27 protein-coding genes are annotated in these 22,541 nt (G+C 34.9%); 14 read left to right on the top strand and 13 right to left on the bottom strand.

The features are described 5' to 3' along the window. Nucleotides 1–77: 77 nt before the first annotated feature. Nucleotides 78–308, top strand: a complete 231-nt coding sequence (locus HWV59_RS24495) for a DUF378 domain-containing protein (protein ID WP_102228675.1) — start codon at nucleotides 78–80, stop codon at nucleotides 306–308. A 170-nt stretch (nucleotides 309–478) separates the two neighbouring features. On the opposite strand, the gene yugI is transcribed toward HWV59_RS24495, so the two are convergent. The 5 genes from yugI to HWV59_RS24470 all read right to left on the bottom strand — a co-directional run bounded on the left by yugI (nucleotide 479) and on the right by HWV59_RS24470 (nucleotide 5,130). Continuing rightward, nucleotides 479–877 (bottom strand): S1 domain-containing post-transcriptional regulator GSP13, encoded by a 399-nt coding sequence (yugI, locus tag HWV59_RS24490; protein ID WP_102228674.1) that lies wholly within the window; start codon nucleotides 875–877, stop codon nucleotides 479–481. Nucleotides 878–1,023: 146 nt separating this feature from the next. Next, on the bottom strand, nucleotides 1,024–2,697 hold the full coding sequence (locus HWV59_RS24485; protein ID WP_175640600.1) for a hypothetical protein: 1,674 nt from the start codon (nucleotides 2,695–2,697) through the stop codon (nucleotides 1,024–1,026). Continuing rightward, entirely contained in the window at nucleotides 2,690–3,250 is a 561-nt protein-coding gene (locus HWV59_RS24480; protein WP_102228672.1) for an RNA polymerase sigma factor, read from the bottom strand. Before HWV59_RS24480 ends, HWV59_RS24485 begins: the two co-directional genes overlap by 8 nt. 213 nt (nucleotides 3,251–3,463) lie before the next feature. Next, nucleotides 3,464–4,633, bottom strand: a complete 1,170-nt coding sequence (locus HWV59_RS24475) for an aminotransferase (RefSeq protein WP_175640599.1) — start codon at nucleotides 4,631–4,633, stop codon at nucleotides 3,464–3,466. Next, nucleotides 4,630–5,130, bottom strand: a complete 501-nt coding sequence (locus tag HWV59_RS24470; protein WP_102228670.1) for an Lrp/AsnC family transcriptional regulator — start codon at nucleotides 5,128–5,130, stop codon at nucleotides 4,630–4,632. The genes HWV59_RS24475 and HWV59_RS24470 overlap by 4 nt, the downstream gene beginning before the upstream one ends. 207 nt (nucleotides 5,131–5,337) lie before the next feature. On the opposite strand from HWV59_RS24470, the gene HWV59_RS24465 reads away from it, so the two are divergent. Next, nucleotides 5,338–6,165, top strand: a complete 828-nt coding sequence (locus tag HWV59_RS24465) for an alpha/beta fold hydrolase (RefSeq protein ID WP_102228669.1) — start codon at nucleotides 5,338–5,340, stop codon at nucleotides 6,163–6,165. Nucleotides 6,166–6,219: 54 nt separating this feature from the next. Here HWV59_RS24465 and HWV59_RS24460 read toward each other — a convergent pair whose 3' ends face one another. Further along, a complete protein-coding gene (locus tag HWV59_RS24460; protein WP_321197460.1) occupies nucleotides 6,220–6,489 on the bottom strand; it encodes a DUF1871 family protein in 270 nt (89 codons plus the stop codon). A gap of 96 nt (nucleotides 6,490–6,585) precedes the next feature. On the opposite strand from HWV59_RS24460, the gene HWV59_RS24455 reads away from it, so the two are divergent. Next, nucleotides 6,586–7,758, top strand: a complete 1,173-nt coding sequence (locus HWV59_RS24455) for a MalY/PatB family protein (RefSeq protein ID WP_175640597.1) — start codon at nucleotides 6,586–6,588, stop codon at nucleotides 7,756–7,758. A 167-nt stretch (nucleotides 7,759–7,925) separates the two neighbouring features. Continuing rightward, the gene (locus tag HWV59_RS24450; RefSeq protein ID WP_102228666.1) at nucleotides 7,926–9,245 is read left to right on the top strand and encodes an ATP-binding protein; all 1,320 of its coding nucleotides are present in this window, start codon (nucleotides 7,926–7,928) and stop codon (nucleotides 9,243–9,245) included. 75 nt (nucleotides 9,246–9,320) lie between these two features. Here HWV59_RS24450 and HWV59_RS24445 read toward each other — a convergent pair whose 3' ends face one another. Both HWV59_RS24445 and HWV59_RS24440 read right to left on the bottom strand, forming a co-directional pair. Beyond that, nucleotides 9,321–9,893: a superoxide dismutase family protein gene (locus tag HWV59_RS24445; RefSeq protein WP_102228665.1), complete on the bottom strand. Its 573-nt coding sequence runs from the start codon at nucleotides 9,891–9,893 to the stop codon at nucleotides 9,321–9,323. A 154-nt stretch (nucleotides 9,894–10,047) separates the two neighbouring features. Beyond that, nucleotides 10,048–10,254 (bottom strand): hypothetical protein, encoded by a 207-nt coding sequence (locus HWV59_RS24440; protein WP_102228664.1) that lies wholly within the window; start codon nucleotides 10,252–10,254, stop codon nucleotides 10,048–10,050. Between the two features lie 165 nt (nucleotides 10,255–10,419). On the opposite strand from HWV59_RS24440, the gene HWV59_RS24435 reads away from it, so the two are divergent. Then, a complete protein-coding gene (locus HWV59_RS24435; RefSeq protein WP_102228663.1) occupies nucleotides 10,420–10,803 on the top strand; it encodes a kinase-associated lipoprotein B in 384 nt (127 codons plus the stop codon). Nucleotides 10,804–10,898: 95 nt separating this feature from the next. On the opposite strand, the gene kapD is transcribed toward HWV59_RS24435, so the two are convergent. Beyond that, nucleotides 10,899–11,477, bottom strand: coding sequence for a 3'-5' exonuclease KapD (gene kapD, locus HWV59_RS24430; protein ID WP_235991906.1), 579 nt, complete (start codon nucleotides 11,475–11,477; stop codon nucleotides 10,899–10,901). Nucleotides 11,478–11,827: 350 nt separating this feature from the next. On the opposite strand from kapD, the gene HWV59_RS24425 reads away from it, so the two are divergent. Then, nucleotides 11,828–13,678: a transglycosylase domain-containing protein gene (locus HWV59_RS24425; RefSeq protein ID WP_175640596.1), complete on the top strand. Its 1,851-nt coding sequence runs from the start codon at nucleotides 11,828–11,830 to the stop codon at nucleotides 13,676–13,678. Between the two features lie 28 nt (nucleotides 13,679–13,706). After that, nucleotides 13,707–14,117, top strand: a complete 411-nt coding sequence (locus HWV59_RS24420; protein ID WP_102228834.1) for a thiol-disulfide oxidoreductase DCC family protein — start codon at nucleotides 13,707–13,709, stop codon at nucleotides 14,115–14,117. A 134-nt stretch (nucleotides 14,118–14,251) separates the two neighbouring features. On the opposite strand, the gene HWV59_RS24415 is transcribed toward HWV59_RS24420, so the two are convergent. After that, nucleotides 14,252–14,809 (bottom strand): DUF5366 family protein, encoded by a 558-nt coding sequence (locus HWV59_RS24415; RefSeq protein WP_102228660.1) that lies wholly within the window; start codon nucleotides 14,807–14,809, stop codon nucleotides 14,252–14,254. 138 nt (nucleotides 14,810–14,947) lie between these two features. Then, complete coding sequence (locus HWV59_RS24410; RefSeq protein ID WP_102228659.1) at nucleotides 14,948–15,175, bottom strand: hypothetical protein; 228 nt, start codon at nucleotides 15,173–15,175, stop codon at nucleotides 14,948–14,950. 230 nt (nucleotides 15,176–15,405) lie between these two features. Here HWV59_RS24410 and HWV59_RS24405 point away from each other — a divergent pair, with 230 nt between their 5' ends. The 7 genes from HWV59_RS24405 to mnhG are packed head-to-tail and all read left to right on the top strand — an operon-like array spanning nucleotide 15,406 to nucleotide 21,162. Next, nucleotides 15,406–17,811 carry a Na+/H+ antiporter subunit A gene (locus tag HWV59_RS24405; RefSeq protein ID WP_175640595.1) on the top strand — a complete coding sequence of 802 codons (2,406 nt, stop codon included), beginning with the start codon at nucleotides 15,406–15,408 and terminating at the stop codon, nucleotides 17,809–17,811. 8 nt (nucleotides 17,812–17,819) lie between these two features. Continuing rightward, nucleotides 17,820–18,242, top strand: a complete 423-nt coding sequence (locus tag HWV59_RS24400) for a Na(+)/H(+) antiporter subunit B (RefSeq protein ID WP_102228833.1) — start codon at nucleotides 17,820–17,822, stop codon at nucleotides 18,240–18,242. Then, nucleotides 18,242–18,583, top strand: coding sequence for a Na(+)/H(+) antiporter subunit C (locus HWV59_RS24395; RefSeq protein ID WP_102228657.1), 342 nt, complete (start codon nucleotides 18,242–18,244; stop codon nucleotides 18,581–18,583). Before HWV59_RS24400 ends, HWV59_RS24395 begins: the two co-directional genes overlap by 1 nt. Further along, nucleotides 18,576–20,054: a Na+/H+ antiporter subunit D gene (locus HWV59_RS24390; protein WP_175640594.1), complete on the top strand. Its 1,479-nt coding sequence runs from the start codon at nucleotides 18,576–18,578 to the stop codon at nucleotides 20,052–20,054. The genes HWV59_RS24395 and HWV59_RS24390 overlap by 8 nt, the downstream gene beginning before the upstream one ends. A gap of 5 nt (nucleotides 20,055–20,059) precedes the next feature. Then, nucleotides 20,060–20,536, top strand: coding sequence for a Na+/H+ antiporter subunit E (locus HWV59_RS24385; protein ID WP_102228655.1), 477 nt, complete (start codon nucleotides 20,060–20,062; stop codon nucleotides 20,534–20,536). Nucleotide 20,537: 1 nt separating this feature from the next. Continuing rightward, on the top strand, nucleotides 20,538–20,822 hold the full coding sequence (locus HWV59_RS24380) for a Na(+)/H(+) antiporter subunit F1 (protein ID WP_102228654.1): 285 nt from the start codon (nucleotides 20,538–20,540) through the stop codon (nucleotides 20,820–20,822). Next, complete coding sequence (gene mnhG / locus HWV59_RS24375) at nucleotides 20,806–21,162, top strand: monovalent cation/H(+) antiporter subunit G (protein WP_102228653.1); 357 nt, start codon at nucleotides 20,806–20,808, stop codon at nucleotides 21,160–21,162. The genes HWV59_RS24380 and mnhG overlap by 17 nt, the downstream gene beginning before the upstream one ends. Nucleotides 21,163–21,200: 38 nt before the next feature. Here mnhG and HWV59_RS24370 read toward each other — a convergent pair whose 3' ends face one another. Both HWV59_RS24370 and HWV59_RS24365 read right to left on the bottom strand, forming a co-directional pair. Then, nucleotides 21,201–21,581 (bottom strand): hotdog fold thioesterase, encoded by a 381-nt coding sequence (locus HWV59_RS24370; RefSeq protein WP_102228652.1) that lies wholly within the window; start codon nucleotides 21,579–21,581, stop codon nucleotides 21,201–21,203. A 219-nt stretch (nucleotides 21,582–21,800) separates the two neighbouring features. Continuing rightward, complete coding sequence (locus HWV59_RS24365; protein WP_102228651.1) at nucleotides 21,801–22,442, bottom strand: response regulator transcription factor; 642 nt, start codon at nucleotides 22,440–22,442, stop codon at nucleotides 21,801–21,803. Nucleotides 22,443–22,541 lie beyond the last annotated feature (99 nt).

Below are 22,541 nucleotides of genomic sequence, written 5' to 3'. Positions count from 1 at the left end.
GTAAAAGAAAAATTTTGAATAGAAAATCGTATTCTTCACAACCTAATAGTGTAGTTCACAAATAAGGAGGTTGCACAATGAGCGCAATTCAACGTATAGCACTTGTACTTACAATTATTGGAGCCATTAACTGGGGGCTAATCGGATTCTTTCAATTCGATTTAGTAGCCGCTATCTTTGGTGGACAATCATCGGCATTATCACGAATCATCTACGGATTAGTCGGTATTGCCGGATTAATCAACCTTGGGCTACTATTTAAGCCTTCTGCAGAAGTGTCAAGAGAACCTCGTCCAGAAGCAAGATAAACGATACAAAGAGGCTAACGTTGGGTTAGCCTTTTTTTCTTATCAGAAAGTATATAAATTTTATGGAAGATTTTCGCCATTAGAACTTGGCAATAAGCCAAGTTTTTCCACTTTAAAAAGTACAAAAAAAGGATGCACAAATTATTGTTCATCCTTTTTACCGTTCATTTTTATTTTTTTACTTCTTCACGTTTAGATTGCTCGATCCACTCTTCTAATTTATCCTTTAATGTGTTGAAGCCTTGAGGAGTTTCTGTTTCAGCCTTAACAGTCGCTTGACGTTTTTTTGGTTTTTTAGGAGCTTCTTTTTTCTCTTCAACTGGTGCTTCTTGAGTTGCACGAATTGATAAGCTGATTTTTCCTGATTTCTCATCGATAGAAAGAACTTTTACTTGCACTTCATCATTGATATTTAAGTGCTCGTTTACATCCTTTACAAAACCATGAGTAATTTCAGAAATGTGTACTAATCCTTGTGTTTCTTCGTCAAGTGCAACGAATGCTCCGTATGGTTGAATTCCTGTTACTTTTCCTGTATGCACACTACCTATTTCATACTTAGTTGTCATATTTAACACTCCTATTTTTCTTATATTTATATGTCCCAATATACGCAATTAAAAATTATATCACAGCTTGATGCTTTTGACAAAAGATTTTGAACTGCTCTCATATTGTAGTATACCCTAAAAAAAGCAACGATGAACCCGTTGCTTTAAAATAGTGAACGATATTCTACTTTTGGATAACCATCTTCAAGTCTTAGCTTGAGCTGAACTGTTTCTCCATTTTGTTTAATATAAGTGTGCTCAACTCTTTCTCCAGTTTGTGTATAGGTTGTATCAACCATTTTCACTTCATTTGATAACTTTTGAATATTCAGTTCTGCTTCCCTAATTTCTGATGTGAATTGCTCAAGTGTTGGGACATCAGCATCTGGACCTTTGTATGTTAAGGCATATGCCATCTCATAATCCTCTTTTACAAGAGCATACATATACATTCTTGCAACCACCAAATCGATTGTATTATTGCCAGCAAAAGGACCCTCTAACAGCTGATTATTTTCAGATTCTTTGTAAGCCTCATACGTTTCCATCATCTGGTCTGTCAATGGTAATAAATTCACACGTAATCCATTTGGAACAACTTTTAAGCTCAATGGGATAAGAGCTTCTGCTTCTTGTTTTAATTGAGGTGTCCATTGATTATCTTGGTCCTTTAATTTACTCATAAAGCTTTGTACAATTATAGAAGTCTCGCTGTTTGGATATTCTGAAATAAAGGTATTAAACTCGTTTAAAATATCTTCTTTCATATATCCTTGATTATCTTTAACTGGAGAATTATCCAGCCCGATTAAATAATACTCGACCCATTGTTGGTACAATAGCTTTAAGTCGTTTAGATCCTCAAAAGTTGGACTTTTTAAGATGATTCCTTCTAAAAGAATGATTTTTTCCTCAAGTTCTTTTCTCGTAACAGTCAATTCTGCATCAGATGCTATTTTAGTTCCTTGCTTGATATCAAGATAAAGCACTAATTCTTTTGACATTCGGCCATTAAATGCTTCTGAAATTTTTGTATAGTTAATCTTAAAATAAATTGTACCTTCTCCACCGTTAATAAAGAGATATCCTAAACGTTTCATCTCTTCAACTAAGTCAATATATTCTTCGGAGCCCATGTTAAAGTCAGGTGAATTTAACTTATCCACATATCCTGATATATTGGTTACTTGCCCTTGATGCATTTGATGAAGGTTTTCCCATTTATCAGTGTATCTTTCTTTCAGATATTCCAATTTTTCAATATATTTGATGATTTCCTCGTCACTAACTTGTTTGTCTTCTGACATTGTACGGATTAACTCAAATTCTTCGTTAGGTAGAGATACTCGTAAATCAATGATTTGCTTTACATTATTTGAGTAATTTTTCAGTTCAGTTTGAGATTTATACGATGTTCGTCCTTCAAATTTTCGAACAGCTTCTTTGGCTTCCTGTACAAAAGCATATTGTTCCACATCAGGAAATCCAAGCTTGTTTTCAAGCTCATCCACTTTTCTTTCATAATAACCTCTTATTTCATTTATCGTTGCATCAACTTCATCCGCTGTTACAGGACGGTTTTCAGGCGTGTTTTGTGATGGTTTATCTACAGTTGTATTTTCAGGTTGAGTTAAAAGCTGAGTAGCTAATATGCCTGCTATGAACAAAATTCCAACAAACGAAGCGACATATGGTAATGTTAGCTTAACTTTACGTTTATACGGCTTTTCTGCTTTTTTCACTTCACCGACTATTTTTTCAACAGAAGAAATTGTTGACATATGGTCGTAGGAGTTTTTTAGTTGCTTCATTCGTTCTTCAAATAATTTATCATCCATGTATGTCACCTTCTTTCTGTTTAAACTCTTCTAACACTTTCTTTAGCATTGTTTTTCCTCTAAGTATTCTCGTTTTAACTGTAGATAACGAAATGGACATGATTTCAGCAATTTCTTCATATTTTTTTTCATGAAAATAAAATAACACGATTGGAATTCGATATTTTTCATCCAGTTTTTGAATGGCTAAATGCAGCATACGGTCTTCTTCATTTCGAATTACTTCTGCTTCTGTTTCAGGATAGTCATCATTTCTAAAGTCCTGTTGTATTTTAAATACCTTTCGAAGGTTAGACTGTCGTTTACGTGCAAAATCTCTTGTAACATTTAAAGTGATTTTATATAGCCAAGTAGAAAATTTAGCTTTCGTAAATTGATCAAGAAAACGATATACACGGATAAATACTTCCTGGGTGATATCTTCAATCTCATCATGTCTATTTCCTAATTGGTAGGCAAATTTCTCAACGATGGGATAATGTATTTCTACAAGCTGCTGGAATGCTGTCATATTGCCTTGTTTAGCTTTTAAAATTAAATCCTCTTCATTCATAGCGGTCACTGCCCTCCTCTTTCACTCATTAAACGAATATTTGTAGGTTTTTGTTGCAGGATTGGAATGAGATTGTATAGAGAGATAGATAAATGAGGAAAAAAAACAAAAAAATATGTTTAATACATATAAAAAGAGGGGAATACTATACCCATAAGGCTTTCTAGTATTCCCCCCCTTTTTTTCTCTATTTACGCTGACCTAAATAAATGGTCAGCATTTTTTTTCTACAAATCGCTGCATTCTTCTTAATGCCTCTTGAAGTTGTTCTAGTGAAGATGCATAGGAACAACGAATATATCCCTCACCACTTTCACCAAATACACTTCCAGGAACAACTGCTACCTTTTCTTCCATTAACAGTTGCTCTGCAAAATCCTCTGAAGAAAGATTTGTTTTCTGAATAGAAGGAAATGCATAAAAAGCACCGCCAGGCACATGACAGGAAAGCCCCATTTCATTTAAAGCATTAACAAACAAGTTTCTACGTTGTCTGTAGCTTTTTTTCATGTGCATAACATCTTCTTTTCCATTTTTAATCGCTTCAATAGCAGCGTATTGAGCCATCGTTGGAGCACACATCATTGCATATTGATGGATTTTTAACATAGCACCCAAAAACTCCTGGTGTGCGGCAACATATCCTAAACGCCAACCTGTCATTGCAAACCCTTTTGAGAAGCCTGAGACAAGAATTGTTCTTTCAGCCATTCCCTTAACAGAAACAAAGCTTGTGTACGTCTCATCATAGGTCAGCTCAGCATATATTTCATCTGAAATAACTAGTAAATCATGTTTTTCAATGATACCAGCTATTTTTTCAAGGTCCTCTTTATTGAGAACAGTTCCGGTTGGGTTACTTGGAGAACATAAAATAATCGCTTTTGTTTTATCTGTAATCGCTTTTTCTAAATCAGAGGGTTGTAACTTAAATTCCAATTCCCCGCTTGTTTGGACAGAAACAGGAACTCCTCCTGCTAATGATACTAAAGACGAGTACGCAACAAAGCTAGGTTCGATGACAATTACTTCATCGCCGGGATTTACAATCGCTCTTAACGCAATATCAAGTGCTTGGCTTGCACCGACAGTTACAAGAACTTCTTCTTTTGCACTGTATGTGATACCCGTTTTTTCCTTTACGTAATGACTAATCTCTTTTCTTAATTCAAGCAATCCGGCATTGGCTGTATAAGATGTATGTCCTTGCTCAAGTGATAAAATACTTGCTTCCCTCACATTCCATGGGGTAACAAAATCTGGCTCACCTACACCTAAAGAGATAACACCTTCCATGCTTGAAGCTAAGTCAAAAAACTTTCGAATTCCCGATGGTTTTAAGTTTTTGACTGTACTTGAGAGATAATTAGACGGTTCAATCATGGAGATACCACGATTCTTTTATCCTCATCATCTTGTTCAAATATAGTACCATCATGTTTATATTTCTTTAAGATAAAATGAGTTGTTGTTGATAACACTGAATCTAAAGTAGAAAGCTTTTCAGACACAAACTGTGCAATCGCAGACATTGACTTGCCCTCAATGATGACGGAGAGATCATATGCTCCAGACATGAGATAAACTGATTTTACTTCATTAAAGCGGTAAATGCGCTTCGCAATATCGTCAAAGCCAACACCGCGCTTCGGTTGAACTTTTACATCGATCATTGCCTTAACACCTTCATGACCTTCAACTTTTCCCCAGTTTATTTGTGCTGTATAGTCAACGATAATTCGCTGCTCTTCAAGCTTTTTTATCATTTCTTTCGTTTCATCTACAGATAGATCAATCATTTTAGCGATTTGTTCTCCGGTTAAGCGGCAGTCGTCTTGTAATAACTCTAACAGCTCCACTTCTTTTTCACTAAACTTCATTAATACCACTCCTACTTTTCAAATCTTCAGACAATTATACCACCATATTACTTGTTTTTCATATGTTTCATAAAAAGAAAAAAGGGTAGATTTTTACATGTGTGTTTTTAATTTTTCCGTAGAACCTATAAAAAACACATGTTAAATCAAACTCATATTTTACCATACAATCGACATTAATTTATAGGAAAAATGGAGTGAATGCTTATGGATTATTATTGCAGTACGATGAATCTTTTTGGCATAAACGTTCACTATGAGGTATACAAACGCAACCCCCATAACCCAACTATTGTATTAATTCACGGATTTCTCTCCTCGAGCTTTTGTTATCGTAAGATTATTCCAATTTTAAAGGAAGATTTCACTCTTGTCACAATTGATCTTCCTCCATTTGGAAAAACAGAGAAATCAACAAAGTTTGTTCATTCGTACACAAATATGGCGAAAATTGTCATACAATTAGTAGAGGGGTTAAATATTAAGAAAGCATACCTTGTAGGACATTCAATGGGTGGACAAGTTTCATTAAATGCTGCCAAACAGAGACCGGATTTATTTGAGAAAGTTGTCTTATTGTGCAGCTCCGGCTATATGAAAGGTGTTCATCCGAGTTTAAAGATCGGTTCATATTTCCCTTACTTTTATATAGGTATAAAGCATTGGTTAGCAAGGCAAGGTGTTTTAAAAAATTTATACAATGTTGTTCATGATCGAACTCTCATTGACCAGGAAATGATGGATGGGTATATGGAGCCCTTCCTCGATGATAAAATTTTCCGAGCCTTAAATCGGATGATACGTGATCATGAAGGAGATCTCTCCTCAGAAGAATTAAAGCAAATTGAACAACCAAGCTTACTTCTTTGGGGTAATGAAGACAAAGTAGTTCCTGTCCATATTGGAGAAAGATTAAAGATGGATTTACCGAATTCAACTTTTTTCTCTTTTAAACAAACAGGACATCTTGTACCTGAAGAAAGACCTGATCATGTTTCTGAAAAAATTGCAACATTCCTCTATCAAGCAACTTAAAAAAAGAAGCCCTATGTTGCACACATAAGGGCTTCCTACATGATCATTCTCCTATTAAAGCTCACAGCTTGAGTTGTTTTTTATAAGCAAAAGTTTCCCTGCCATTATTTCACATTCGGAAAGTGGAATAATTTCTTCAAATGAGAATTCAAAAATAGCCTGTATTTTTCTCGCAAGCTTTCTGTCATCCTCCAAAAGGTGAACAGCTTGCAATACATCGACTACCTCTGTTTCATAATGACCTGCACCATATCCTAAAGGATCCCATTGTAATAATACATCCATTATTTTTAAATTAGTTTGTTGTGCTTCCAATGTTTTCACCTTTGTTAATCATATTTTTTGCACTGACATTGTAACACACTTATGATAAGAATATACATTAGAAACTACCACATTAAAAGATAGGGTGTGAAGAAGATGAGTCGATTTGATAAGGTTATTGATCGAAAACAAACAGATTCTGTTAAGTGGGATTATACAAAGAAAATTTTCGGTGTAGAAGATGTCTTACCAATGTGGGTCGCTGATATGGATTTTTCAGTACCTGATGAAGTGATAGAGGTATTACACACTCGTGCTGATCACGGTATATTTGGTTATACAATGCCTGGAACAAAAATGGAGAAAGCTGTTCAGAGCTGGGTAAAAAAACGACATAATTGGGAGATAAACCCTAAAAACATTACATATACTCCTGGAATTGTGACGGCTATTAGTTTAGCTATTCATGCATTTACAGCTGGTGACGATAAAATTGTCGTTCAACCGCCTGTTTATTATCCATTCTTTGAAATAGCTCAAAAGCATGAAAGAGAAGTATTATACAATAATCTAATCCTTAATGAAGACTTCCGCTACGAAATTGATTTTGCTGACCTGGAAAATAAGCTTTCTGACGATAAAACAAAGTTGTTTATCCTTTGTAACCCTCATAATCCAGGAGGGAGAGTTTGGTCACGTGAAGAATTGACTAAACTAGGTGATCTCTGTGTTAAGCATAATGTCATCATTATCTCGGATGACATTCATTCAGATCTATTATTATTTGGAAGTAGGTACACACCGATCGCATCTATTCGTGAGGATATAGCTAAACAAACAATTACATGTATCGCACCAAGTAAAACATTTAATCTAGCAGGCCTGCAAGCTTCTATGGTGCTTATCCCAAATGATTCCCTTAGACGCAAGTATCATAATGTTCAGCAAATTTTCGGCCTTTTAAGTATTAATACATTAGGTGCAGATGCAATGGAAGCAGCCTACTCTTACGGAGAAAAATGGCTTGATGAGCTACTTCCCTATCTTGAGGAAAATGTTGTTATCATTGAGAACTATTTGAAAGAGCATTTACCAGACATTAAAGTTATGAGGCCTGAAGCAACATACCTTGTATGGCTTGATGCCAGGAGTTTAAAGAAAACGGATAGAGAGCTGCAAGACCTTCTTCTCAAAAAAGGTAAACTTGCTTTACATGTAGGATCAAAGTTTGGAGAAAATGGTGAAGGCTTTTTAAGAATGAATATTGCATGTCCTAAAGAGACTCTTATGACAGGGTTGGAAAGGTTAGTCACAGCTTTAAAAGCTTAAATTTAAATAAAAACAAAAACTCTTTAGATTTATGTTGGATCATTAGTTAAATCTAAAGAGTTTTTTCTATAATAGTTAATTTTTTAAATTTTAAACAAATCCCCCTATAATAATGGTATAATTAGACAAAAAATATGTTTACTAACTAAAACTAAAGGTGACTAATAATGGAACTCGTAAAAGATATTATCCTTCAAACAACATTTGTCATTTTACCAATTTTTATCTTTCATCTATTTTGGTTAAGTAGAAATCATCTTAATGCATTGAAAACGAATATTCCTTTAATCACAATTGGTTGTATGATTTCAGCCATTCTTTGTATCATTACTCCAATTGAAATTATTGATGGTGTATATTTTAATCTGCATACAATTCCATTGTTTATTGCCATTGCATATGGTGGCTATATTCCAGGCTTTCTAACTCTTTTATCAACTTTAGCTTATTTTGTGTACCCATATGAATACAGTCTGTTTTATCTGTTTATTAGTATTGTGGTCTATAGTGTTATTTCCTTATCAATACGAAATAATTGGCTTACATACACTTTAAGGAAAAAATTCATATTTTCACTACTATATGGAGTTACGATTCTGTGTTATTCTATCGTTTCATTTATAATTGTAAGCGTTTTAGACGATGAGGCCATTAAATTAAATCCAATTATACTTATCAGTATTTCTATAGTCATTTTAACCCTATTGCTAACCTTATTAATTTATCTAACAGAATATATGAGATCTACAGCAGTTCTGCGATTAGAGTTAGTGAAAGCTGAAAAGCTGTCTATAGTGAGTGAACTTGCCGCAAGTGTAGCACATGAAGTCAGAAATCCATTGACTGTTGTTCGAGGCTTCGTCCAGTTAATCGGTAATTCACCTGAAAGTACAGATAGTCAAAGAAAAGAATACATGAATCTTGTTCTGGCCGAATTAGACCGAGCACAATCCATTATCACAGATTATCTTGGGATAGCTGGTCAACAACAGATACAAAAGGAAAAGGTTAATTTAACAAAAACTCTAAATGAAGTTACCATGTTAATGACATCATATGCTAATTTTAAAACTGTGAGATTCAATTGTGAGATTGAAAAGAACTTGTTTGTATTTGGTGATCGCTCTAGATTAAAGCAAGTTTTTATTAATATTATTAAAAATTCTATTGAAGCCGTACCAGGTATAAACGGAATTGTAACAATTAAAGCAGAAGTAAAGGAAGAATACATCTATATTAAGATATCTGATAATGGCGTTGGAATGACGAAAGAACAAATTGAACGATTAGGCGAGCCTTATTATTCACTGAAAGAAAATGGAACAGGTCTTGGGTTAACTGTTACGTACAGCATCATCAATAGTCACGGCGGATCTGTTAAATATTCAAGTGAACTAAACAAAGGGACAGTTGCTATAATTCGATTACCTTTCTTTATTCATAAAAGTACTGCTCATTCATATGAAGCACATCAAAATTTAGGGTAGAATTTTTCATTTTTGGAGTATACATAATACTTAGTTTATAAACAAAAAAGGATGAGGTAGTCATCCTTTTTTTTACTATTTCTTCTCTTCTTCCTCAGGCTTTACTTCCTTCTTATCACTTCGATCTGCCTCTTTTTCAGTAATTTCTCCACAAGCAATTCGCTGTCCGGAATTACCTGCCGGCTGTGTCATTCCATCGTCTTTTCCATCAGTGATAACAATAGATGTACCCTCTTGACGAAGCAAGGAGTTTTTCTTGTCAGCCTTTAATGTTAATTGAGGAGCCATTAATGTTGCTTCAGCTTTCCCATTTTCAGAAATGATATTAGGCAAATCTCCTGCGTGAGCACCTTCCGGATGTAGCAAGCCGTGCTGTTTTTCATCAGGATTAAAATGATTTCCAGCTGATTTAAAATCAGGAGCTTCACATGTTCCCTTTTCATGCAGGTGTATGCCAAGCTCTCCATCTGGCAATCCTTCCAGCATCACATCCAGTTCAACTCCTTCAGGCTGCTCCGAAACTTTTATTGTTCCTAAGGAGTCTCCACTTGCATTAAACATTTCAACATCCATTTTCGTTATTTCTTTTTCCATACAACCGGATAAAATAAAAAGAAACACCATTGATAACATTGTTATATACTTCATGATACCCTCCAACAAAAAGTATTGGCTAAAGGGTATTTTTCACTTCATCGTTCGTTCTTATACACATTGGATAAGAAAAGCGATAGGGCTGGACACAAAACTTTGTACTAACTTACTTGTAAAAACAAAACTGTGAGCGATTGCAAAAAACTATTCACTTGTCTTTAGAATGCTTGCTTTCCTTCATCAATTTATCCAATTTATTTTCCTCTTTTTTTGATACTTTTAAGATAAGACGGAAAGCAAAAAATGCTGCAATAGTAAAGATGACCATAGTAATAGCTGCTGGAATATATTCTGTTTTATCCTCAGGGAAATATAAAAATAATCCAAATATAGGGTATAGGTTTTCCAATTTCATTCACGCCCTCTCTTTGTCCTACTATAGCAAGATTTTTTTCATTTCACTAGGTTGCAAAAGCATATAAAACAAAACTTTCACAATTACATGAAAATACCTGCTTAACAAAATACATGGTAGTATAGATAAAGAGATGTTCTATCAAAATGTAAAGGGGTAAGCGAAATGGATGATAAGAAAATTGGAGAGGTTGTAACAGGGATTTATAAAACTGGAAAATATATCGGTGTTATTACTGACGTTCGACCAATGCATTACTTAGTCCAAGTAAAAGCAGTGATTAAGCACCCTCAACAAGGAGATTTACATAACCCGAAACAAGCAGATGTTCAAATGTTTCATGAACGAAGAGCTTTAGCTTTTAATGAACAAACAAATGTACCGAAGCAGATGGTGAGATATTTTGAAGGAGATATTCCAAATTATCGTCAGTCACTAGAGAATGCTGTGAATACAATGAAACAGGAATTAGAAGAAATGAACACAGAGTGGGCTATACAATCACTTAACAGATTACATGTGTTGGAAAAAGATTATTTTCCTAATTAAGCGAGCAGGTTTTACTCAATAACAATATTCCTACACATCTTCTACAATATTGTTATTGAGCCTTTTTTCTTTGTTTGTTTTTATTGATTATTAAATTATGTTGCATATTTATTTAAAACCTCTGATAAGTCGATTCGGTCTCCAATTGTAGGTGGAGTCGGTTTTTGTAAATATCTTTTATCATCTTCAACTAACTTAAATAAATTATAAGTAGTCAGTGCATCATCCAATGCACGATGATGTTTTCCGGTAGCTTTCTTTCCGTATTCTTCAACAGCCTTCCATAAACCTGTTTGATTACGATCTCCGAAGAATTTTTTATATTCCATTGATAGATCTCTAAATTTTCCGGTAAACGGAAATTCTATCTTACTTATTTCACAATTATGTCTTAATACTTTCATATCCATATTTCCCCATGTAATAACTGTTGTAGGAGCTTTTTGATTATAATTAGATAAGATACTTAACAGTTCTGTAAACGTCATACCCTGATCTATTTTTTCCTGTGAAATTTGTAGAAAGGTTTTACAGCGTTCACTTAAAATGGGGAATTGTTTTGGCTTTACATATGAGGAGAATTTCTCTTCAATCTTATGATTTATAACTGACACAATACCCACTTCAATAATTTCAGGGTAAAATCCCTTTGGGTTTGATTTCCCTTCCGGCATTGTAAACTCAAAATCAATAAATAATAATTGCTCTTGTCCCTCCAATCTGTTTCACTCCTCCTTTACTTAAGAAATAGTTTGTTAGTTTCATTATATCACCGAAGCACGAGAAAGAACTTCAATTTTCCGAAAAATAATGAAATATCCCTTGACTATTTTTATAAAGTGAGACTTCCAACAGTGGTAGATAATTAAAATATATTCATTGATCAGGTTCGTTAGGAATAATTTTTTCAGAACATTTATTTTCGAATCGCTTAATTTTACAATAATCATGTACAATAGAACTAATGACCTAAAAAAGAGGCTTAGATAAACCTGGCCTACTATTAAAGAAAGAATGTGAATGTATGCGGAGTTTATTTGGCTGGATCCTTATCATTTTAATGATTCCCATTTTTCTCCTTTGTGGAATTGTAGCAGGAAAAGAATCTCAAGCTGTTAAAGGATTAGGAACTGTATTAGATGAAAAGATCCCTATTGATTCTGTCCAACTAGTTGAAAACAGTTATATCTTCGATCATGAAGGTCGTCTTATATCAGAGGTTATCAATGCTCAGCAAAATCGAACGTACCTTTCATTCGAGGATATTCCTGAGATTGTCAAAACATTATATATCGAATCAGAGGACAATCGTTTTTATGAGCATATCGGATTTGATGCAGCAGGTATGCTTCGCGCAGTATTAATTAACGCCCAGTCCCAATCGGTTGAGCAAGGTGGGAGTACTATTACCCAGCAATTAGCACGGAATGTTTTTTTGTCACATGAACAATCTTATAACAGAAAACTAAGTGAGCTTTTATATTCTTATCAATTGGAAAAAAACTTCAGTAAAGAACAAATCTTAGAAGCCTACTTAAATGTCATCTATTTCGGAAATGGAACATATGGAATCGGAACTGCTTCGACTTATTATTTTAATAAACAAATTCAAGAATTAAGCCTAGCTGAACTGGTTTTTATTAGTGCGATACCAAATAATCCAACAATGTACGACCCAGTAAAAAACTTTAAGGCAACAAAAGAACGTCAAGAAAGATTGCTTCAGCTTCTTTATGAAAATGGTGCAATTTCAAATGATGAGTTAAGGAATGCCATAAATGATTCTATAACCCTTTCGATAAAATCCCGTATTGATACAAATGCTGATTATGTAACTTATGTGCATTACGAGTTAAAGCAACTAATCGCAGAAAAGGAAGGCATTTCTAAACAGCTAGAAACAACAAAAAATAAAGAATCACTTGAAAAACAACTAAATGAAAGAGTAAATAAAGTGCTAAGCAATGGTGTAATTATTCATACCGGATTGGAATCTGAGCGACAGAATACATTAGTACGTGCAATAGAAAAGTATATTCCATCAAATGATATACAGGGTTCAGCAGCAGTCATTAATCACAAAACACACCAAATTGTCGCTTTATCAGGTGGAAAAGATTATGAGAAATATGCATTTAATAGAGCTTTTCAAGCATATAGACAACCTGGCTCAGCTATTAAACCTCTGCTTGATTATGCTCCTTACATTGACATAACAGGTGCATCAGCTCACTCAAGAATTGATGCAGGTGAATTTTGTGAAAAAGATTGGTGTCCGGAAAATTACAGCGGAAGAAATTATGGAATGGTTACATTAGAGACCGCTCTAAAATATTCCTATAATACGGCAGCTGTCCGGATGCTCGACCAAATAGGCATTGAAAAAGGGTTTAGTTACTTGGAACCTTTTCAGTTTAAGAACATCTTTGAAAAGGATCATAAGCTTCCAGCGGCAATCGGTGGAGTACACATAGGAGTATCACCACTAGAATTAACAAATGCTTACACAACATTCGGCAATAACGGGCTATATTATCAAAACCATGCGATCACAAAAGTGACAGATTTAAATGGTCAAACTCTTTATGAATGGAATGATGAGCCTACTCGTGTATGGAAGGAATCCACTAATACACAAATGCTTTCACTACTCACCTCAGTTGTAAAAAGAGGAACCGGACAAAAGGCAAATTTCTCAAGTGATTATATTGGTGGAAAAACAGGTACTTCTAACAATTATTATGACCTCTGGTTTGCCGGGCTAACAGATACCTATACAGGAGCTGTTTGGGTTGGAAAGGATCAACCAGCAAACATAGAAAGTTCTTATACAAAAGCACCTCAACAACTTATATGGAAAGAGATGATGAAATAGCTCTTTCCAAAAGGAGGTTTTATGCTTGATCGATAACCAAAAAACACCTATTTTGCTTTTTGATGGGGTTTGTCAATTTTGTGACCAATCCGTCCAATTCATCATCCGACACGATAAAAATGGAATCATAAAATTCGCCGCCCTACAGTCAAATAAAGGACAGGAACTATTGCGTGAACACCAGCTTTCAACAACAGATTTGAACAGTTTGGTTTTCATACATGGTGATCGGTATTTTACAAAATCAACGGCAGTTATGGAAATATGCCGACACTTAGGTGGAGAGTGGAAGATTTTTGCTGTAATGTTAAGACTTACACCTAGACCAGTTCGTGATACTTTATATGACTTTGTGGCTAAAAATCGCTATAAATGGTTTGGTCAAAAAAATCAATGTATGATACCTAGTAAAGAAGTAAGAAATAGATTTTTACAATAGGCTCTTTATTGTTATTTTTGTTCTTAAAATTACTATGTAAAAAACAACCACCTAAATATTAATTTACAAGCAACAAAGTTTGAAACAGCTTATCGTATAAAAAATGGCCCTGACAAATGTCAGGGCCATCATTTTTATACAGGTAAACTAGCCATAATACTATTATAAAGCCTAAAACAAATATACAACGTCCCTAATATAAAAATAAACCAAAACAGAACATGAAATAATACTAATCCTATTAAAGAAAAAGAAGTTAAGGTTTGACTAATCTTATAAACAATATAAACAAAATATCCGAGAGTTGAAATAAGAAAGAGCACAATGATAAATATCGGATACTGTACAACAATTAGAGATAAAGATCCACCAATTAAATAAATTGCAGATCCCCCTCTAATTTTCGTTAAGTTTTCACCTGCAACATCTTTCGAGAAAAACAAAAGGGAAAGCTCTGTGACAGTATTTGCAATAAGTTTTAATGCCGAAAAAACCATAAAAAACAAAAGTGCAAAAAGAATAAATAAAGCAAGCTTTATTCCATTACTTGAAAAAAACTCCAACATCCCATCATAAATACCGAATGTTTGTAAATAATCTATGACAATCATAACTGTTGCAATTGATAAAGAAGTACTAAAAAGCAAAATTGTTATAAGAGGAAAATAGCTTGTAAAGTATGTATTTTTCATAATTAAATTCCTTACTATATTAAAGTTAATGACCTTCCTTAATTATGAAGTAGAGATATGAATTTGACAAGACTATACAGGACTTCTTCCCTATCTTGTCAACAAAAGGAAACAGGATGTTCAAATTTCCACATCCTGTTAACGAATAACCACCCGAACATATTCGCGTGGTCGAAACTTTTCAAAGACATTCGCTTCTTCTGTTAGCACTTCAATTGGTGTTTCTGTATTCGTTAACCGAATTGCGGAATCGTCAAATGAAACTGTTTCGACATATTCTCTTTTTACTTTTTCATTTACGTACCAAGCACCACTGAACAGGGATGAGAATAAGCATCCTGCGACAAAAATTTTTGTTTTGTGCATGGAATCACCTCAATGTTAGGATGCTCTTTGGACTTTTATAATATACAAGTCAGCAGAAATTTGTTATCATTTTTATGTTCATATGAACTTGAAATGAGCTATATTTGATATCATTTCATAGTTGTCCACATTCTGGAACATAATAAATCAGTGATGGTAAGATACACAAATTATTCTTTCTCTAACTGATTAACCAGATGAAATAACTAATACTATAAGGAGGTAAAAAAATGACGTTATTACACCTGGCCATCTTATCGCCTTTTTTGCTCGCCATATTGATTCCGTTCCTGTATAAATTTTTTCGTCGAATACATACAGGCTGGTTCGTGCTACTATTACCAACGATACTCTTCATTTACTTTATACAGTTTATTGAAGATACAATGCACGGACATACGATTCTTCAAACCATGGAATGGATCCCTTCTCTCGGAATTAACTTTACAGCATACATAGATGGTCTTGGACTTTTATTTGCCTTATTAATTTCAGGCATTGGTGTGTTAGTTGTTCTCTATTCTATTTACTATCTATCAAAGGAAAAGGAACAATTAAACACCTTCTATACGTATTTGTTAATGTTCATGGGAGCTATGCTGGGAGTTGTCTTATCTGATAACTTAATTGTCCTTTACACATTCTGGGAGTTTACATCTCTTTCATCCTTCTTATTAATTGGGTATTGGTACAAAAGAGAAAAATCCCGTTACGGAGCACAAAAGTCAATGCTCATCACCATTTTCGGTGGACTTCTCATGCTTGGTAGTTTCATCATGCTTTATATCATGACAAATACCTTTAGCATTCGAGAAATTATTAGTCAGGTACCACAAATAACAGATCATCCATTATTTGTTCCTGCGCTTATTCTTGTGCTTTTCGGCGCATTCACAAAATCTGCTCAATTTCCTTTTTATATTTGGTTACCAGATGCGATGGAGGCACCAACACCTGTCAGTGCATACCTTCACTCTGCAACAATGGTTAAAGCGGGAATTTATTTAGTTGCACGATTTAGTCCTATATTTGCCGGTACACCGGAATGGTTTTGGATCGTTTCAACCTTCGGAATTTTCACAATGTTCTGGGGATCTTTTAATGCAGTAAAACAAACAGATCTAAAGGGTATATTAGCTTTTTCAACTGTCAGCCAATTAGGAATGATCATGTCAATGTTTGGGATTGGATCAGCCGCTCTCGTATTGGATTCAATCGATAATAGCTACTATACGGTTGCAACACTTGCCGCGATCTTCCATTTAATTAATCATGCAACTTTTAAAGGAAGTTTATTTATGGTTGTCGGTATTATTGACCATGAAACAGGCACACGTGATATACGAAAGCTTGGTGGACTAATGAGTCTTATGCCAATTACTTTCACCATTTCAATTATTGGAGCCTTTTCAATGGCAGGCTTACCTCCTTTCAATGGTTTCTTGAGTAAAGAAATGTTCTTCACAAGTATGATACGAGTACTTGAAATGGATGTCTTTAATATCGAAACAATTGGACTTCTCTTCCCGATTTTAGCTTGGGTTGGAAGTATCTTTACCTTTATTTACAGCATGGTATTAGTGTTTAAAACCTTTACTGGAAAATATCAACCTGAAAAGCTTGAGAAGAAACCGCATGAAGCCCCAATTGGTATGTTAATTTCACCAATCATTTTGGCTTCACTTGTTCTTATTTTCTTCTTCTTCCCGAATATCTTAGCTTATACCATTATCGAACCTGCAATGGCTTCGGTTATTCCAGCCTTATTAGGAGATGAAGGCCATTTCCATGTTCACATTTATCCTTGGCATGGGTTTACGGTAGAGCTATTTATGACAATCGGGGTCATTGCTTTAGGTGTCATAGGCTACTTGTCGCTAACTAAATGGAGATCAGTATATGGACTTTTCCCAAAAAAGCTTACCCTTAACAAAGGCTATGATGCAGCATTAGTTCAGCTCGATAAATCCTCTTACCGTCTTACCAGATTTTATATGACAGGATTTATTCGTGACTATTTAGCTTATATCTTTACATTCTTTATTCTTATATTAGGAACATCTCTTATTCTTACCGGCGGTTTTTCATTTTCATTAGCCCATACAGCGCCAGTCGGAATATACGAAGCTGTTCTTGCCATTGTCATGGTACTTGGTACGATAACTGTTTTATTCTCTAAGTCACGTCTTACAGCGATCATTGCATTAGGATCTGTCGGATATTCGCTATCCTTGTTCTTCGTGTTATTTAGAGCACCTGATCTTGCACTTACACAACTTTGTGTTGAAACAGTTTCTGTTGCTTTATTCCTACTCTGCTTTTATCATCTGCCAGAGTTTAAGAAAAAAGAAAAGAAATTACACTTTAAACTTACTAATCTCATCATTTCATTAGGAGTTGGAGCGATTGTTACACTTATTGCATTATCAGCAAACAGTCAGCGTGTAACAGAAACTATCTCAACTTATTTTGTTGAGAATAGTTACAAGCTTGCAGGCGGAAAAAACATGGTAAACGTCATTCTTGTAGATTTTAGAGGGTTTGATACATTATTTGAAATAACGGTATTAGGAATTGCTGCACTAGGAATCTTTGGCATGATTCGCTTAAAAGTCAGAAAGGGGGAAGAAGGGTGAAGAAAAATGTGAAAACAAATGATATCATCTTTCAAACTGCTACAAAGGTTGTTGTGTTTATTATCATTCTCTACTCATTGCATCTCTTCTTTTCTGGACACTATACACCAGGTGGAGGCTTTATTGGAGGATTAATGACAGCAGGTGCTCTAGTTCTTTTACTGCTTGCATTTGATATTAAAACTGTGGTGAATATCATTCAGGTTGACTATATAAAACTTATTGCTGTTGGGCTGCTCTTTGCAGTTTTAACCGGGATAGGATCATTCTTCTTTAAGGTACCTTTTCTGACTCATACATTCAGCTATGTAGACTTACCGTTTCTTGGTGAGACAGCTTTAGCCACTGCTGTTTTATTTGATCTAGGTGTGTATCTTGTTGTTATTGGTGTAACCATGACCATTATTCAAACGATTGGAGAGACGGAATAATGGAAGTATTAATGTCAATTGTTGTAGGTATTTTGTTTTCTGCTGCTGTTTATTTAATGTTATCTAAAAGTTTATTACGAATTATTATCGGTACAGGGTTACTTAGTCATGGAGCCCATTTGCTCATCTTAACAATGGGTGGTCTTAAAAAGGGTGCTGCACCGCTACTCGGAGAACATGCAGAAGTCTATGTTGATCCACTTCCACAAGCACTGATTTTAACTGCAATCGTTATTAGCTTTGGAGTAACATCATTTTTCCTTGTTCTTGCATACCGTTCATACCAAGAATTAGGAACAGATGATATGGATCAACTAAGGGGAACTGATCAATATGAATAACTTAATTATTTTACCTATTGTCATCCCACTACTGATGGGAATTATCTTGATCTTTTTTAATAAAAACATTACGGTCCAAAAATGGCTAAGTGCAATTGCCTCCTTAGCTAGTGTAATCGTTTCGGTTATAATCGTTCAAACCGTGCATACAAATGGAATTCAAACATTAGAGATAGGAAACTGGGTACCACCATACGGGATTGTTCTTGTTGCTGATATGTACGCTAGTCTTTTAGTGTTAACAACAGCGATTATCGGTTTTACTTCCCTATTGTTTGCTTTTTCTTCAACTACTGTTGAAAGAGAAAAATTTTACTTCTACCCGGGAGTACAGTTTCTCTTATTAGGTGTTACGGGAGCATTCTTAACAGGAGATATTTTTAATCTGTTTGTTTTCTTTGAAGTGATGCTAATGTCATCCTATTTGTTAATCGTGTTAGGAAGTTCAAAGAATCAACTTAGGGAATCAATAAAATATATTCTTGTGAATGTCATCTCATCTGCCCTTTTCGTTATTGCAGTTGCTTATCTTTATGCCTTAACAGGAACGTTAAATATGGCTGATTTAAGCGTAAGAATTGCTGAGATGGGTCAATCCGGATTATTAACGGTACTAGCCATTCTTTTCTTAGTTATTTTCGGGCTAAAGGGTGCAATTTTCCCGTTATACTTCTGGTTACCTGGCTCATATCAAGCACCACCTGCTGTCGTAACGGCACTTTTTGGCGCATTATTAACTAAGGTCGGTGTCTATTCGATCACACGTGTTTTTACACTTATTTTTTATCACGAACCATCCTTTACTCATGAAATTCTTGGATGGTTAGCTGCACTAACAATCATTTTCGGAGTAATTGGCGCGATCGCTTATTGGGATATTAAGAAAATCGTGATCTACAATATCATTACTGCCGTAGGTGTCATCCTTTTTGGTATAGCAGCAAACACGCAAAATGCCATTGAAGGATCTGTTTACTACCTTGTTCATGATATGATTATTAAAGGAGCCTTATTCTTTCTTGTCGGAGCGGTTATCGCTGTTACAGGTACGAGTAACTTACGAAAAATTAGCGGGCTGATTGCAAGCCATCCGCTTTTAGGTTGGATGTTCTTCATCGCTGCTTTGGCTCTGGCTGGAATACCTCCACTAAGTGGATTTGTAGGAAAGCTAAAAATAGTTCAAGGCGGGTTCGAAGCAGGGGAATATACAATTGCATTTGTTGTTTTACTTTCAAGCCTATTGGTTCTTTATTCTGTGATGAAGATTTTCATCCATGGTTTCTGGGGAGAGCCAAATAAAGAAGCCATTACAGAAACATCAATAAAAGGGCTAATATTCCCAATTGCTATTTTATTAGCATTATCTATTGCGTATGGTTTCGGTGTAGAATTTTTATCACCTTATATTTCACAGGCTGCCGATACTCTACTTGATCCATCAATCTATATTCAAGCCGTATTGAAGGAGTAGTGCATATGGCATTTCAAATTTTACTTAACGTTTTTCTAGCGTTCATTTGGATGTTTCTATCAAATGATTATTCTTCATTAGCATTTTGTAAAGGATATTTTTTCGGGTTTATCATTATCTTTGCCTTAAGACGATTCTTTGATCACCGCTTCTATTTCCTAAATATAGTAGCAATCATAAGACTTCTTGGCATCTTTCTTATCGAGCTTATTAAGTCCAACATTTCTGTGTTAAAAGTTATTCTCTCTCCAAAGCTTGAACCACGCCCTGGTATTTTTGCTTTAGAGACAGATCTCGAAAAGGATTGGGAAATCACAATATTATCCAACTTAATCACACTAACTCCCGGAACACTCGTACTTGAAGTTTCTGAGGATAATAAGACGTTATATATTCATGCAATGGATATCGACGATGTTGAGCAAGCAAAGCTTGATATTAAAAATACATTCGAAGAAGCGATTAAGGAGGTGAGCCGTTAATATGTTTAAGATGATCCTGACTATTTCACTTATCATCGTGGCGATCTCAACACTTCTATATGTTTATCGATTAGTGAAAGGTCCTTCAACTCCGGATCGCGTCATTGCTTTAGATGCAATCGGAATTAACTTAATCGGAATTACGGCTATTATCTCTATAGTTCTTAACACTAATGCGTTTGTTGAAGTTATCCTTTTATTAGGAATTCTGGCATTTATCGGAACCGTTGCCTTTTCTAAATACTTGGAGAAAGGAGAGATCATTGAAAATGATCGAAATCAGTAAATTCATTGTAGGCTACCTCGTTCTCCAAGGAGCAATATTAAGTCTAATAGCAGCGATTGGTGTTATTAGACTACCTGATGTATACACACGTAATCACGCAGCTTCTAAAAGTGCGACACTAGGTGTTATCAGTATTCTGCTAGGATTATTCTTGCATTATCTGCTCATTGACCACATTGCGAATTCAAGAGTATTGTTAGGCATTATATTCGTATTCATTACTGCACCTGTAGCAGGCCATTTAATTAGTAGAGCAGCCTACAATACAGGAGTCCCACTGTGGAATAAAAGTGTTCAAGATGATTTAGCCAAAGTTCGATCAAAACAAAAAAGTAGATGAGCCCTGAGCTCGTCTACTTTTTTTGTTAATAAAATAAATTATATATTCTTCTTTAAAATAGCCATCGTACATCTTGAAAGACAGATCAATTCGTTCTCCTCATCAACGATCTTCACTTCCCACACCATTGTTGTTTTGCCGCGATGAGCAGGTTTGGCATAAGCCGTTACAATACCTGATTTCTTCGCACGAATATGATTAGCATTTATTTCGAGACCTACACAAACTTCTTTTTCCTGATCTATTAAATGAAAAGCACCAATACTTGCCACTGTTTCAGCTAAGGCTACGGAAGCCCCACCATGTAACAAGCCAAATGGTTGATGTGTACGATGATCAACAGGCATCGTTGCAACTACTTCATGATCTGACACTGAAATCATTTCAATTCCAAGTGCTTCCATTAATGTATTTTTCATAGTAAACTCCATAGAATTCAGATACCCCACATTCCATTATTTCCTTAGTACATATACCACAAGAGTAAAATATCCACATAGTAAAAGTAATGTCGGCAACACAGTCATAATGTCCATTATAACCTCCTAATTCCGAAAGGTATAATTAACATCATAAAGGATAAACATCATGACAATATTGAGACTATGTTTAGATTTTGTAAAAATTAATAAGTAAAATTAATCGATAATCCCATTGGACTTTGCTATTAAAACAGCTTCTGTCCGAGTACTTACATCCAATTTATTAAAAATAGATGTTAAACTGTATTCAATTGATCTTTTACTTAAATGGAGCTGATCAGCAATTTCTTGATTTGTTAGGCCTTTTTCGACTTCTTGCAGAATCGCTTTCTCTCTATCATTAAATACATCCTCTATTGCTTCAGAGTGCTCCGCTTGAACTTGATTTTGTAATAACAACTTTTGAAAATAGTCATATGGTACGACAATATCACCTTCTATGGCAAGCCGAATATATGTAAGCAGCTTTTCCTTTGATTCTGTTTTACTGATTGCACCATGAATTCCAAGCCGAAGTGCCTCTTCATAATAATCCTCAACATCATATCCTGTGTAAAGAATGACTTTACATGTTTGTTTCATTTCTATTATTGTTTTAGAAAGCTCCATTCCATTTCCTTCACCTAAATTCAAATCCATTAAAATGACATCAAACGGTGAAAAATCCAGCTTTTTAAACGCTTCCTCAGTGTATGGCGGATTCAAGCAATCCACTTTTACTCCTTCCTCAGCCTCCAAAATTGCTTTGGTCCCTTCTCTAACCGCCGGGTGATCATCCACAACTAATATGTGTATCATAAGAACTCCTTTCCCAAAATGATATTTTCTTCATTAAGGCAATTTGAAATGGAAGGTACGTTTCCCCTTCGATTTCAAATTGCCTTATGACGGTATACC

This window comes from Metabacillus schmidteae (assembly GCF_903166545.1).
Lineage (GTDB): Bacteria > Bacillota > Bacilli > Bacillales > Bacillaceae > Metabacillus > Metabacillus schmidteae.
This window is presented reverse-complemented; position numbering and strand designations above follow the sequence as displayed.